This window comes from Escherichia sp. MOD1-EC5990 (assembly GCF_002965285.1).
In the GTDB taxonomy this organism is placed as follows: domain Bacteria; phylum Pseudomonadota; class Gammaproteobacteria; order Enterobacterales; family Enterobacteriaceae; genus Escherichia; species Escherichia coli_F.
The window spans coordinates 138,531-150,719 of the sequence record NZ_PTRV01000012.1 but is presented as its reverse complement, the minus strand read 5'-3'; the positions used below and the strand labels follow the sequence as shown (position 1 = coordinate 150,719).

11 protein-coding genes are annotated in these 12,189 nt (G+C 52.2%); 8 read left to right on the top strand and 3 right to left on the bottom strand.

The window, feature by feature from the left end; all coding sequences use genetic code 11:
• A partial coding sequence (locus BEB42_RS15805) for a DUF6531 domain-containing protein (RefSeq protein WP_236942405.1) occupies positions 1-820 on the bottom strand: 820 nt, incomplete at its 3' end.
• A 228-nt stretch (positions 821-1,048) separates the two neighbouring features.
• On the opposite strand from BEB42_RS15805, the gene BEB42_RS15800 reads away from it, so the two are divergent.
• The 5 genes from BEB42_RS15800 to aldB all read left to right on the top strand — a co-directional run bounded on the left by BEB42_RS15800 (position 1,049) and on the right by aldB (position 8,067).
• Positions 1,049-1,657, top strand: coding sequence for a glutathione S-transferase (locus tag BEB42_RS15800; RefSeq protein ID WP_000779790.1), 609 nt, complete (start codon positions 1,049-1,051; stop codon positions 1,655-1,657).
• A gap of 97 nt (positions 1,658-1,754) precedes the next feature.
• Positions 1,755-3,146, top strand: a complete 1,392-nt coding sequence (gene selA, locus BEB42_RS15795) for an L-seryl-tRNA(Sec) selenium transferase (protein WP_000206234.1) — start codon at positions 1,755-1,757, stop codon at positions 3,144-3,146.
• Entirely contained in the window at positions 3,143-4,987 is a 1,845-nt protein-coding gene (gene selB, locus BEB42_RS15790) for a selenocysteine-specific translation elongation factor (protein ID WP_000582500.1), read from the top strand. Before selA ends, selB begins: the two co-directional genes overlap by 4 nt.
• 189 nt (positions 4,988-5,176) lie before the next feature.
• Positions 5,177-6,328, top strand: coding sequence for an L-threonine dehydrogenase (yiaY, locus tag BEB42_RS15785; RefSeq protein WP_000741504.1), 1,152 nt, complete (start codon positions 5,177-5,179; stop codon positions 6,326-6,328).
• Between the two features lie 200 nt (positions 6,329-6,528).
• Entirely contained in the window at positions 6,529-8,067 is a 1,539-nt protein-coding gene (gene aldB, locus BEB42_RS15780) for an aldehyde dehydrogenase AldB (RefSeq protein WP_000183976.1), read from the top strand.
• A 249-nt stretch (positions 8,068-8,316) separates the two neighbouring features.
• Here the strand turns inward: aldB and BEB42_RS15775 are convergent, their stop codons facing one another.
• The gene (locus BEB42_RS15775; RefSeq protein ID WP_001064340.1) at positions 8,317-8,631 is read right to left on the bottom strand and encodes a hypothetical protein; all 315 of its coding nucleotides are present in this window, start codon (positions 8,629-8,631) and stop codon (positions 8,317-8,319) included.
• A 182-nt stretch (positions 8,632-8,813) separates the two neighbouring features.
• Here BEB42_RS15775 and BEB42_RS15770 point away from each other — a divergent pair, with 182 nt between their 5' ends.
• Together BEB42_RS15770 and BEB42_RS15765 are read left to right on the top strand one after the other, a co-directional pair.
• Positions 8,814-9,137 carry a DUF3302 domain-containing protein gene (locus BEB42_RS15770; protein ID WP_000478194.1) on the top strand — a complete coding sequence of 108 codons (324 nt, stop codon included), beginning with the start codon at positions 8,814-8,816 and terminating at the stop codon, positions 9,135-9,137.
• A gap of 5 nt (positions 9,138-9,142) precedes the next feature.
• Entirely contained in the window at positions 9,143-10,279 is a 1,137-nt protein-coding gene (locus BEB42_RS15765; RefSeq protein WP_000364885.1) for an HlyD family secretion protein, read from the top strand.
• Here BEB42_RS15765 and BEB42_RS15760 read toward each other — a convergent pair.
• Complete coding sequence (locus tag BEB42_RS15760) at positions 10,276-11,250, bottom strand: LysR family transcriptional regulator (protein WP_000164020.1); 975 nt, start codon at positions 11,248-11,250, stop codon at positions 10,276-10,278. The two genes, BEB42_RS15765 and BEB42_RS15760, sit on opposite strands and share 4 nt — an antisense overlap.
• A gap of 123 nt (positions 11,251-11,373) precedes the next feature.
• Here BEB42_RS15760 and BEB42_RS15755 point away from each other — a divergent pair, with 123 nt between their 5' ends.
• Positions 11,374-12,114: a MipA/OmpV family protein gene (locus BEB42_RS15755; RefSeq protein ID WP_000906798.1), complete on the top strand. Its 741-nt coding sequence runs from the start codon at positions 11,374-11,376 to the stop codon at positions 12,112-12,114.
• The last annotated feature ends 75 nt before the right edge of the window (positions 12,115-12,189 follow it).

Here is a 12,189-nt window from a genome sequence, read left to right as displayed (position 1 = left end):
GAAAAGCGGACTGTTCCGTCCCGCCGGAAGAGGCCTTCTGCCGGGCCTCTTCTGCCCGCTGCGCCTGCGTGGTCAGTGCCAGCCGGAAGTGACGCCCGGCACCATCCGTCACGCCGGTGATTTCGCCGCTGAATTCACCGGCGGCTTCGCGGTGAAACGTCTGTGTGCGCCCGAAGCGGTCCACCAGCCCGGTCAGTACCCGGTACGGCGGCAGCGGCGCGGGCAGCACCTCATCCGCCTCCGGCACCCGCTCACACCAGCCGAGTACCCACCACGGCCCCTGCGGACTGTTCGTCGCCAGATAACGATGCGGACTCAGGCGAAGCTCTTCCGGCAGCGCCAGCCAGAGTGCGGCCAGCCGGTGACCTTCATCCAGTCTCAGGACGCCGCCGCGCACCAGCCAGAGTGACTCGCTGCGGCTGTAACCGTCCTCACCGGGAAACAGGTGCTCAAAATACAGGCTTCTGCCGCCGTTATCACTGAGTATCAGAGTGTTATCGCGCAGCTGTAAGCGGATATCCGCAGGCATTTTCCAGCCGGGGCCGAGGCTCCCCACCGGCGCGGGCGTTTTTGTCCGGTAACTGCTGTAGGTGCGGGAGAGGATGAACGGCAGCGGGCCGGGCAGGGCAAGGTCGGTTTCGCCGGGAAGGACCTTTGCACCGAGCAACGGATTGACCGGATGACCGGACGTCACCCCGCCGGGGCACACCGAACAGGCCACGCTGGTGGGGGCACCAATACGTACCCCGGCTGAACCCTGAACAATGCTACCGCCATACTGCGTCATGTCGCCCTGACGCGCCGCCGGTTTTCCGCTCATCTGCTCATCCTTGTTTTATCGGGTTATTTGTCTGCTGACAGGCGAAACCCTACAGATTTATAAGAAAGCCTTAAGTGAGATATCTGTCAGATAAGAACAATTAGGAAAATATTTATATCACCATGATAAATATGTGATTTATTGGGAGGTAACAAACCATCAACATTTTCTGCCCTTTTTCCCATCACCAGGCCATACTGATATTTTTCCTCGCACAAAGGACTCGGCATGAAACTCGTCGGTAGCTACACCAGCCCGTTTGTACGCAAACTTTCTATTCTGTTGTTAGAAAAGGGCATAACTTTCGAATTTATTAATGAACTGCCCTATAACGCGGACAACGGCGTGGCGCAATTTAACCCGTTAGGGAAAGTGCCGGTGCTGGTGACTGAAGAGGGCGAATGTTGGTTTGATTCGCCGATCATCGCTGAATATATTGAATTAATGAATGTCGCTCCGGCGATGTTGCCGCGCGATCCGCTGGAGTCGTTGCGAGTGCGCAAAATTGAGGCGCTGGCGGATGGCATTATGGATGCCGGGCTGGTATCGGTGCGTGAACAGGCACGTCCGGCGGCGCAGCAGTCTGAAGATGAATTGTTACGCCAGCGGGAGAAAATCAACCGCAGTCTGGATGTGCTGGAAGGATATCTGGTCGATGGCACGCTCAAAACCGATATGGTCAACCTGGCGACTATCGCCATTGCCTGTGCCGTCGGATATCTCAATTTCCGCCGCGTTGCGCCAGGCTGGTGTGTCGACCGCCCACACTTAGTCAAACTGGTCGAAAACCTGTTTAGCCGCGAAAGTTTTGCCCGCACCGAACCGCCAAAGGCTTGATGCGCGATATGTCCTCCTGACCCATCTCACGTTACAATCCGTGGTTATGTTAAACGCCCTTCTCCGTGTGAGAGGGCCTTGATCAACCAGGTTTCCTATGACAACCGAAACGCGTTCCCTCTATAGTCAACTTCCGGCTATTGATCGCTTATTGCGCGATAGCTCTTTCCTTTCTTTGCGTGATACCTATGGTCACACCCGCGTGGTGGAGTTGCTGCGTCAGATGCTTGACGAAGCGCGAGAAGTGATTCGTGACAACCAGACGCTGCCCGCATGGTGTGAAAACTGGGCGCAAGAAGTCGATGCCCGGCTGACGAAGGAGGCGCAGAGCGCGCTGCGTCCGGTGATCAACCTGACGGGAACCGTGCTGCATACCAATCTTGGGCGAGCTTTACAGGCAGAAGCCGCGGTGGAAGCCGTTGCGCAGGCTATGCGTTCGCCAGTGACCCTCGAGTACGATCTGGACGACGCCGGACGCGGACATCGCGATCGGGCGCTGGCACAGCTGCTGTGCCGCATTACGGGGGCGGAAGATGCCTGTATCGTTAATAACAATGCGGCGGCGGTATTGTTGATGTTGGCGGCCACTGCCAGTGGGAAAGAGGTGGTGGTATCTCGCGGCGAACTGGTGGAGATTGGCGGCGCGTTTCGTATTCCTGATGTCATGCGTCAGGCAGGCTGCACCCTACACGAAGTGGGGACCACCAATCGCACGCACGCTAATGATTATCGCCAGGCGGTGAATGAAAATACCGCTCTGTTGATGAAAGTACATACCAGTAACTACAGCATTCAGGGGTTCACCAAAGCGATAGATGAAGCTGAACTGGTGGCGCTCGGCAAAGAGCTGGATGTTCCAGTGGTGACGGATTTAGGCAGTGGCTCGCTAGTCGATCTTAGCCAGTACGGTTTGCCGAAAGAGCCAATGCCGCAGGAGTTGATTGCGGCGGGCGTCAGTCTGGTGAGCTTCTCCGGCGACAAGCTGTTAGGCGGGCCGCAGGCAGGAATTATTGTTGGTAAAAAAGAGATGATCGCCCGCCTGCAAAGCCATCCACTGAAGCGTGCATTACGCGCGGATAAAATGACCCTCGCGGCGCTGGAAGCCACGTTGCGTCTTTATTTACACCCTGAGGCGCTGAGTGAAAAATTACCGACCCTGCGTCTGCTTACCCGCAGCGCAGAGGTCATTCAAATCCAGGCACAACGTTTACAGGCCCCCCTTGCCGCACATTACGGCGCGGAGTTCGCGGTACAGGTTATGCCATGTCTTTCGCAGATTGGCAGTGGTTCGCTGCCGGTTGATCGCCTGCCGAGCGCGGCATTAACGTTTACACCCCATGATGGACGCGGTAGCCACCTTGAGTCATTAGCCGCCCGCTGGCGTGAATTGCCAGTGCCGGTGATTGGTCGTATTTATGACGGACGATTGTGGCTGGATTTACGCTGCCTTGAAGATGAGCAACGGTTTTTGGAGATGTTGTTGAAATGATTATTGCGACTGCCGGACACGTTGACCACGGCAAAACAACCTTATTGCAGGCGATTACTGGCGTAAATGCCGACCGTCTGCCGGAAGAAAAAAAGCGCGGTATGACCATCGATCTCGGCTATGCCTACTGGCCGCAGTCAGATGGTCGCGTGCCTGGTTTTATCGACGTTCCCGGCCATGAAAAATTTCTTTCCAACATGCTGGCGGGCGTCGGGGGAATCGATCACGCGCTGTTGGTGGTGGCGTGCGATGACGGCGTGATGGCACAGACTCGTGAGCATCTGGCGATTTTGCAGCTGACCGGTAACCCGATGCTGACAGTGGCGCTGACCAAAGCCGATCGCGTGGACGAAGCGCGTGTTGATGAGGTTGAACGCCAGGTAAAGGAGGTGCTGCGGGAATACGGTTTTGCTGAGGCAAAACTGTTTATCACCGCAGCAACCGAAGGCCGGGGAATTGATGCCCTGCGCGAGCATCTGCTTCAGTTACCAGAACGTGAACACGCCAGCCAACATAGCTTCCGCCTCGCTATCGACCGTGCTTTTACCGTAAAAGGTGCCGGGCTGGTCGTCACCGGTACGGCGTTAAGTGGGGAAGTGAAGGTAGGCGATTCACTCTGGCTGACTGGTGTAAATAAACCGATGCGCGTGCGTGCGCTACATGCGCAAAATCAGCCAACAGAAACTGCCCATGCCGGGCAGCGTATCGCGCTTAACATCGCGGGTGATGCGGAAAAAGAGCAGATTAACCGTGGCGACTGGCTGCTTGCCGATGCGCCGCCGGAGCCGTTCACACGGGTGATTGTCGAGCTTCAAACCCATACACCGCTGACCCAGTGGCAGCCGCTGCATATTCACCACGCCGCCAGCCACGTCACGGGACGCGTTTCGCTGCTGGAAGATAACCTTGCCGAGTTGGTGTTCGACACGCCGCTGTGGCTGGCAGATAACGATCGCTTAGTGCTACGCGATATCTCGGCCCGCAACACGCTGGCGGGGGCGCGCGTGGTGATGCTTAACCCGCCGCGTCGCGGTAAACGTAAGCCGGAATATCTGCAATGGCTGGCGTCTCTTGCACAGGCGCAGAGCGATGCCGATGCGTTAGCTATTCATCTGGAACGCGGAGCGGTTAACCTTGCTGATTTCGCCTGGGCGCGCCAGCTCAACGGCGAAGGGATGCGTGAACTGCTGCAGCAACCGGGCTATATTCAGGCCGGTTATAGCTTGTTGAATGCGCCGGTTGCCGCTCGTTGGCAGCGTAAAATTCTCGATACCCTGGCGACTTATCATGAGCAGCATCGCGATGAACCAGGTCCTGGGCGCGAGCGTCTGCGGCGCATGGCGTTGCCAATGGAAGATGAAGCGCTGGTGCTGTTGCTGATTGAAAAGATGCGCGAAAGCGGCGACATCCTCAGTCATCACGGTTGGCTGCATCTGCCGGATCATAAAGCGGGATTCAGCGAAGAGCAGCAGGCTATCTGGCAAAAAGCGGAGCCGCTGTTTGGTGACGAGCCGTGGTGGGTGCGTGACCTGGCAAAAGAGACGGGAACCGACGAGCAGGCAATGCGTTTGACGCTACGCCAGGCGGCCCAACAGGGGATAATTACCGCGATCGTTAAAGATCGTTATTACCGTAACGATCGGATTGTCGAGTTTGCCAATATGATCCGCGATCTCGATCAGGAATGTGGTTCAACCTGCGCGGCGGATTTCCGCGATCGCTTAGGTGTAGGCCGAAAGCTGGCAATTCAAATTCTGGAATATTTTGACCGTATTGGCTTTACGCGTCGCCGTGGAAATGATCATTTATTGCGCGACGCATTATTATTTCCCGAAAAATAAGGGAACGATTAATTCATAATAAATATGAATTAATACAAAGTTCTTATTAATGTTAAGGAAGCACGTTATTTGATGAATGTAACGTGCTTTTTATTAAAAATATTTTAATAAACGGTAATGTTGATCATATTTTCAAATGAAAATCCTCAGTAAGCTGCCCGCCCTTTTTTACACTTTCAGGAGTGTGTTATGGCAGCTTCAACCTTTTTTATTCCTTCCGTGAATGTTATTGGTGCTGATTCATTGAATGATGCAATGAATATGATGGCAGATTATGGATTTACCCGTACCTTAATTGTCACCGACAATATGTTAACGAAATTGGGTATGGCGGGTGATGTGCAAAAAGCACTGGAAGAACGCAATATTTTTAGCGTTATTTATGATGGCACCCAACCTAACCCCACCACGGAAAACGTCGCTGCAGGTTTGAAATTACTTAAAGAAAATAATTGCGATAGCGTAATCTCCCTGGGCGGTGGTTCTCCGCACGACTGTGCAAAAGGTATTGCGCTGGTTGCAGCCAACGGCGGTGACATCCGCGATTATGAAGGCGTTGACCGCTCTGCAAAACCGCAGTTGCCGATGATCGCCATCAACACCACGGCGGGTACGGCATCAGAAATGACCCGTTTTTGCATCATCACCGATGAAGCACGTCACATCAAAATGGCGATTGTGGATAAGCACGTCACTCCGCTGCTTTCTGTCAATGACTCCTCGCTGATGATCGGTATGCCGAAGTCACTGACCGCTGCAACGGGTATGGATGCCTTAACGCACGCTATCGAAGCGTATGTGTCTATTGCCGCCACGCCGATCACCGACGCTTGCGCACTGAAAGCGGTGACTATGATTGCTGAAAACCTGCCCTTAGCCGTTGAAGATGGCAGCAATGAGAAAGCGCGCGAAGCAATGGCTTACGCTCAGTTCCTCGCGGGTATGGCGTTCAACAATGCGTCTCTGGGTTATGTTCATGCGATGGCGCACCAGCTGGGCGGTTTCTACAACCTGCCACACGGTGTATGTAATGCTGTTCTGCTGCCACACGTTCAGGTGTTCAACAGCAAAGTCGCTGCTGCACGTTTGCGTGACTGCGCTGCTGCGATGGGTGTTAACGTGACAGGTAAAAACGATGCGGAAGGTGCAGAAGCCTGCATCAATGCCATCCGTGAACTGGCGAAGAAAGTGAATATCCCGGCAGGCTTGCGTGACCTGAACGTGAAAGAAGAAGATTTCGCGGTACTGGCGACCAATGCCCTGAAAGATGCCTGCGGCTTTACTAACCCGATTCAGGCAACTCACGAAGAAATTGTGGCGATTTATCGCGCGGCGATGTAATCATCATTCCCATAATGGCTGGCTAATTGTCAGCCATTTTTTCAACTCTCTCAAAATTTGCGATTTTTGAGAGAGTTTTAGTTATCTCTGTAATCCTTGCCCGTAAATTCGTGATAGCCGTCGTAAAGCTATCACCAGCTGGCGAAGATTTCGCCAGTCACGTCTACCCTTGTTATACCTCACACCGCAAGGAGACGATCATGACCAACAATCCCCCTTCAGCACAGATTAAGCCCGGCGAGTATGGCTTCCCCCTCAAGTTAAAAGCCCGCTACGACAACTTTATTGGCGGCGAATGGGTAGCCCCTGCCGACGGCGAGTATTACCAGAACCTGACGCCGGTGACCGGGCAGCTACTGTGCGAAGTGGCGTCTTCGGGCAAACGAGATATCGATCTGGCGCTGGATGCTGCGCATAAAGTGAAAGATAAATGGGCGCATACTTCGGTGCAGGATCGCGCGGCGATTCTGTTTAAGATTGCCGATCGAATGGAGCAGAACCTCGAACTTTTAGCGACGGCTGAAACCTGGGATAACGGCAAACCCATTCGCGAAACCAGTGCTGCTGATGTACCGCTGGCGATTGACCACTTCCGCTATTTCGCCTCGTGTATTCGGGCGCAGGAAGGCGGTATTAGCGAAGTGGATAGCGAAACCGTGGCTTATCACTTCCACGAACCGTTAGGCGTGGTGGGGCAGATTATCCCGTGGAACTTCCCGCTGTTGATGGCGAGCTGGAAAATGGCTCCCGCGCTGGCGGCGGGCAACTGTGTGGTGCTGAAACCCGCACGTCTTACCCCGCTTTCTGTACTGCTGCTAATGGAAATCGTTGGTGATTTACTGCCGCCGGGCGTGGTGAACGTGGTTAACGGCGCTGGTGGGGAAATTGGCGAATATCTGGCGACCTCGAAACGCATCGCCAAAGTGGCGTTTACCGGCTCAACGGAAGTGGGCCAACAAATTATGCAGTACGCCACGCAAAATATTATTCCGGTAACCCTGGAACTGGGCGGCAAGTCGCCAAATATCTTCTTTGCTGATGTGATGGATGAAGAAGATGCCTTTTTCGATAAAGCGCTGGAAGGCTTTGCACTGTTTGCTTTTAACCAGGGCGAAGTTTGCACCTGTCCAAGTCGTGCCTTAGTGCAGGAGTCTATCTACGAACGCTTTATGGAACGCGCCATCCGCCGTGTCGAAAGCATTCGTAGCGGTAACCCGCTCGACAGCGTGACGCAAATGGGGGCGCAGGTTTCTCACGGGCAATTGGAAACCATCCTCAACTACATTGATATTGGTAAAAAAGAGGGCGCAGACGTGCTCACCGGCGGGCGGCGCAAGCTGCTGGAAGGCGAACTGAAAGACGGCTACTACCTCGAACCGACGATTCTGTTTGGTCAGAACAATATGCGCGTTTTCCAGGAAGAAATTTTTGGCCCGGTGCTGGCGGTAACCACCTTCAAAACGATGGACGAGGCGCTGGAGCTGGCGAACGACACGCAATATGGTCTGGGCGCAGGTGTCTGGAGTCGTAACGGCAATCTGGCCTATAAGATGGGGCGCGGCATTCAGGCCGGACGCGTATGGACCAACTGTTATCATGCCTACCCGGCACACGCAGCATTTGGCGGCTATAAGCAGTCGGGCATCGGGCGCGAAACCCATAAGATGATGCTGGAGCATTATCAGCAAACCAAGTGCTTGCTGGTGAGCTACTCGGATAAACCATTGGGGCTGTTCTGATGTAAGAAGCTGGTCGCATCGGGAGGTCATTGCCTGATGCGACGCTTTCGCGTCTTATCATGCCTGGGGGGGCATATATTTACGCCTGACTCCTGACCGTAGGCCGGATAAGGCGTTCACGCCGCATCCGGCATAAACAAAGCGCACGTTGTTACAATTTGCGTTTTAAACCTACATGCGCAATAACCCAGACTACGCCAACAGAAGTGCGTTTCTGGCGGAAGCTGCCCGGCGTGTATTGCCGGGCGTTTAATCTCGCGTTTCGATGGTGAGCGGGCGGACCAGGCTGTACAGCCACAGACCAAAACAAGCGATGGTGCCAATCACCACGGTGAGGAACACACTGACTGACAGGCCTGCAAGCAATCCCGCAGGCAGGGCCAGCAGGCCGTGGATCACGGTGTCGTTCCATCTCACCAGATCGTAGCCAAACATGCCTAAAACGCCGCAAACCAGACCGTAAATCACCATTGGTGTTCCGAGGCCAATCAGCAATAAACGGTAGATAATTGAAGGTTTAATACGCTTTATCTGTACTGTGGATGTTTTACTGGGGTTATTCATTAGTTTGGTCAATAGTTCCATTATTTCAATATGATAAACCTCGACCTGTTGAAAAGCCAGGTAGCACACTTCAGAAAGTATATAAAAAACAATATGTCGTTATATAAATAAGGAAATTGCACTGCATCATGGCATTTCATAATATGCGTTAATTGTTCTTTTTTATATTCTCTGAGGGAAATATGTTCCTGGACTATTTTGCACTGGGAGTGCTTATTTTTGTATTTCTGGTGATATTCTATGGGATTATTATTTTACATGATATTCCCTACCTGATTGCTAAAAAACGTAATCATCCTCATGCCGACGCCATTCATGTTGCTGGTTGGGTGAGTCTTTTTACGCTGCATGTTATCTGGCCATTTTTGTGGATTTGGGCCACGCTTTACCGCCCGGAGCGGGGATGGGGAATGCAAAACTATGACTCCTCCGTTGTGCAACTACAACAGCGTATTGCCGGGCTGGAGAAACAGCTCGCCGACATCAAATCCTCTTCTGCCGAGTAATACTTATGGATTTACTGATTATTTTGACCTATGTGGCTTTCGCATGGGCAATGTTTAAGATCTTCAAAATTCCTGTAAATAAATGGACCATTCCCACCGCGGCCCTGGGTGGCATATTTATTGTCAGCGGTCTAATTCTGTTAATGAACTATAACCATCCGTATACCTTTAAAGCGCAAAAAGCGGTTATTTCTATTCCTGTTGTCCCGCAGGTGACAGGCGTGGTGATCGAAGTGACGGACAAGAAAAATACGCTGATTAAAAAAGGTGAGGTGCTATTTCGACTGGACCCGACGCGTTATCAGGCGCGGGTGGATCGGCTGATGGCGGATATCGTTACCGCAGAACATAAACAGCGGGCGTTGGGCGCAGAGTTAGATGAGATGGCGGCGAATACTCAGCAGGCAAAGGCCACGCGGGATAAATTCGCTAAAGAGTACCAGCGTTACGCACGCGGCAGCCAGGCGAAAGTAAACCCGTTTTCAGAACGCGATATTGATGTGGCGCGGCAAAATTATCTGGCGCAGGAAGCCTCCGTAAAGTCATCGGCGGCGGAACAAAAACAGATCCAGAGCCAGCTGGATAGCCTGGTGTTGGGTGAACATTCTCAAATCGCCAGCCTGAAAGCGCAGCTCGCGGAAGCAAAATATAACCTTGAGCAGACGATAGTGCGTGCGCCGAGCGATGGTTATGTGACCCAAGTGCTGATTCGTCCGGGTACCTATGCCGCATCGCTGCCGCTACGTCCTGTGATGGTGTTTATACCCGATCAGAAACGACAAATTGTGGCGCAGTTCCGTCAGAACTCCTTGCTGCGACTGGCTCCCGGCGATGATGCGGAAGTGGTGTTTAATGCTCTGCCAGGTAAGGTATTCAGCGGTAAGCTGGCAGCCATTAGTCCAGCTGTTCCCGGCGGAGCTTATCAGTCGACCGGCACCTTACAGACGTTAAACACAGCACCGGGTTCAGATGGCGTTATAGCGACCATTGAACTGGATGAGCACACTGAGTTGAGCGCTTTACCAGACGGTATTTACGCCCAGGTGGCGGTTTACTCTGATCATTTCAGCCATGTCTCGGTGATGCGCAAAGTGCTGTTACGCATGACCAGTTGGGTGCATTACCTTTATCTCGATCATTAATCTTCGCTTTCCGCCGCTTGTTCAGGCCGCAGTTGCTGCGACTGAGCAAGCTGGTGGCGAATTTCACGCAGCATTTCATCCAGCACATACTGGACCCGCCAGGGCTGGTATTCCCGTTTACGGAAGATAGCCACCAGATCCAGCCACCATTCATACGGTTGCTGAAAGCAGGGCACCAGCGTGCCGTCTTGCAGGTCGCTCTGCACACTTTTGTCTGGCGCAAACACAATCCCCAGGTGATTTCGTGCCAGCTCCAGCGCCGATTGCGTGTTGTCGCAAACGTAATTTCCCTTCACGCGATAATCCCGCACCTCTTTACTCCCGGCGACGTTGAAGCGCCAGATATTCGCGTCGTCGATCATCATCGAGTCGATCAAAATACAGGAGTGATGTTCGAGTTCGTCAGGACGGCTAATGGGATGTTTCTCAAGATAGCGCTGACTGGCATAAGCGGTTACGGCATATTGCGTAATAAAACTGGCAACCAGCGATTCATCTTTTGGTGGAGCATAGCTGATTAAAACATCACAATCATCGGGAAATTCGACACCTTCATAAAAGGCATTACGCTCAAGATTGCAGGTTTTTAGCGATAAGGTGATATCACCGATATCTTTAATTTTATCGATAACATGTTTGGATAAATAGGTAATTATGCCGGTTGGGGCGTAGATGGTGACCCGACCACGTTTCTCATGCTTATAATCTGCAATAAAATTATTAAGTTGCTCGTTTCTGTCCAGCATGTCGTTGATGTACGGTAACAGCGCGGTACCAAAAGGTGTGAGCATCAGCTGCCGGGTGGTTCGGTCAAAGACTTTTAAACCTACTTTTGATTCAAAATCAGCAAGATATTTGCTGACGTTGGCCTGTGCGAATCCAAGTACAGTCGCGGCATGGCTGATATTTTCACTGGCAGCGATTACCGAGATAATTTTTAACTCCCGGTACTTAAGTTGTAATTTTGTCATCGCAACAGCCCAATTATATATAATTTTATATATTACTATATAAATATGAATCTTGCACCGGAGAAATTGTAAGCATTATTATGCCGACTCTTTTTTATCTTATTTTAAAATGGAATACCGGACATGTTAATTAACCGCAATATTGTGGCGTTATTTGCGTTACCTTTTATGGCAAGCGCAACTGCTTCTGAATTATCCATTGGTGCTGGTGCAGCTTATAATGAATCGCCTTATCGTGGTTATAATGAAAATACAAAGGCAATTCCGCTGATTAGTTATGAAGGTGATTCATTTTATGTTCGTCAGACCACGTTAGGTTTTATTCTGTCGCAAAGTGAAAAAAATGAACTTAGTCTGACCGCATCCTGGATGCCGCTGGAATTTGACCCTGCAGATAATGACGATCATGCCATGCAACAGCTTGATAAGCGTGATAGTACGGCTATGGCGGGGGTTGCCTGGTATCACCACGAGCGTTGGGGAACCGTGAAAGCCTCTGCGGCTGCGGACGTTCTGGATAACAGCAACGGCTGGGTGGGGGAGCTATCGGTATTTCACAAAATGCAGATAGGTCGCCTGTCGCTGACACCTGCACTGGGCGTTCTCTATTATGACGAGAATTTCAGTGACTATTACTATGGCATTTCAGAGAGTGAGTCCCGTCGTAGCGGTCTGGCAAGTTATTCCGCGCAGGATGCCTGGGTGCCCTATGTCAGCCTGACGGCAAAATACCCGATAGGAGAGCACATCGTATTGATGGCGAGTGCCGGATACAGCGAGCTGCCGGAAGAGATTACCGACAGCCCGATGATTGATCGTAATGAGAGTTTTACCTTTGTCACCGGCGTGAGCTGGCGTTTTTAATTTACCGGTGGATGTCGGTGCGGCTGGCCTACGCTCTCGCACTGACCTTCAGGCTTGATAAGACGCGTTAAGCGT

Bases quoted from the DNA above. Each gene is read 5' to 3' on its own strand.
- BEB42_RS15800 (WP_000779790.1), top strand. From the start codon at position 1,049: ATGAAACTCGTCGGTAGCTACACCAGCCCGTTTGTACGCAAACTTTCT.
- selA (WP_000206234.1), top strand. From the start codon at position 1,755: ATGACAACCGAAACGCGTTCCCTCTATAGTCAACTTCCGGCTATTGAT.
- selB (WP_000582500.1), top strand. From the start codon at position 3,143: ATGATTATTGCGACTGCCGGACACGTTGACCACGGCAAAACAACCTTA.
- yiaY (WP_000741504.1), top strand. From the start codon at position 5,177: ATGGCAGCTTCAACCTTTTTTATTCCTTCCGTGAATGTTATTGGTGCT.
- aldB (WP_000183976.1), top strand. From the start codon at position 6,529: ATGACCAACAATCCCCCTTCAGCACAGATTAAGCCCGGCGAGTATGGC.
- BEB42_RS15775 (WP_001064340.1), bottom strand. From the start codon at position 8,631: ATGAATAACCCCAGTAAAACATCCACAGTACAGATAAAGCGTATTAAA.
- BEB42_RS15770 (WP_000478194.1), top strand. From the start codon at position 8,814: ATGTTCCTGGACTATTTTGCACTGGGAGTGCTTATTTTTGTATTTCTG.
- BEB42_RS15765 (WP_000364885.1), top strand. From the start codon at position 9,143: ATGGATTTACTGATTATTTTGACCTATGTGGCTTTCGCATGGGCAATG.
- BEB42_RS15760 (WP_000164020.1), bottom strand. From the start codon at position 11,250: ATGACAAAATTACAACTTAAGTACCGGGAGTTAAAAATTATCTCGGTA.
- BEB42_RS15755 (WP_000906798.1), top strand. From the start codon at position 11,374: ATGTTAATTAACCGCAATATTGTGGCGTTATTTGCGTTACCTTTTATG.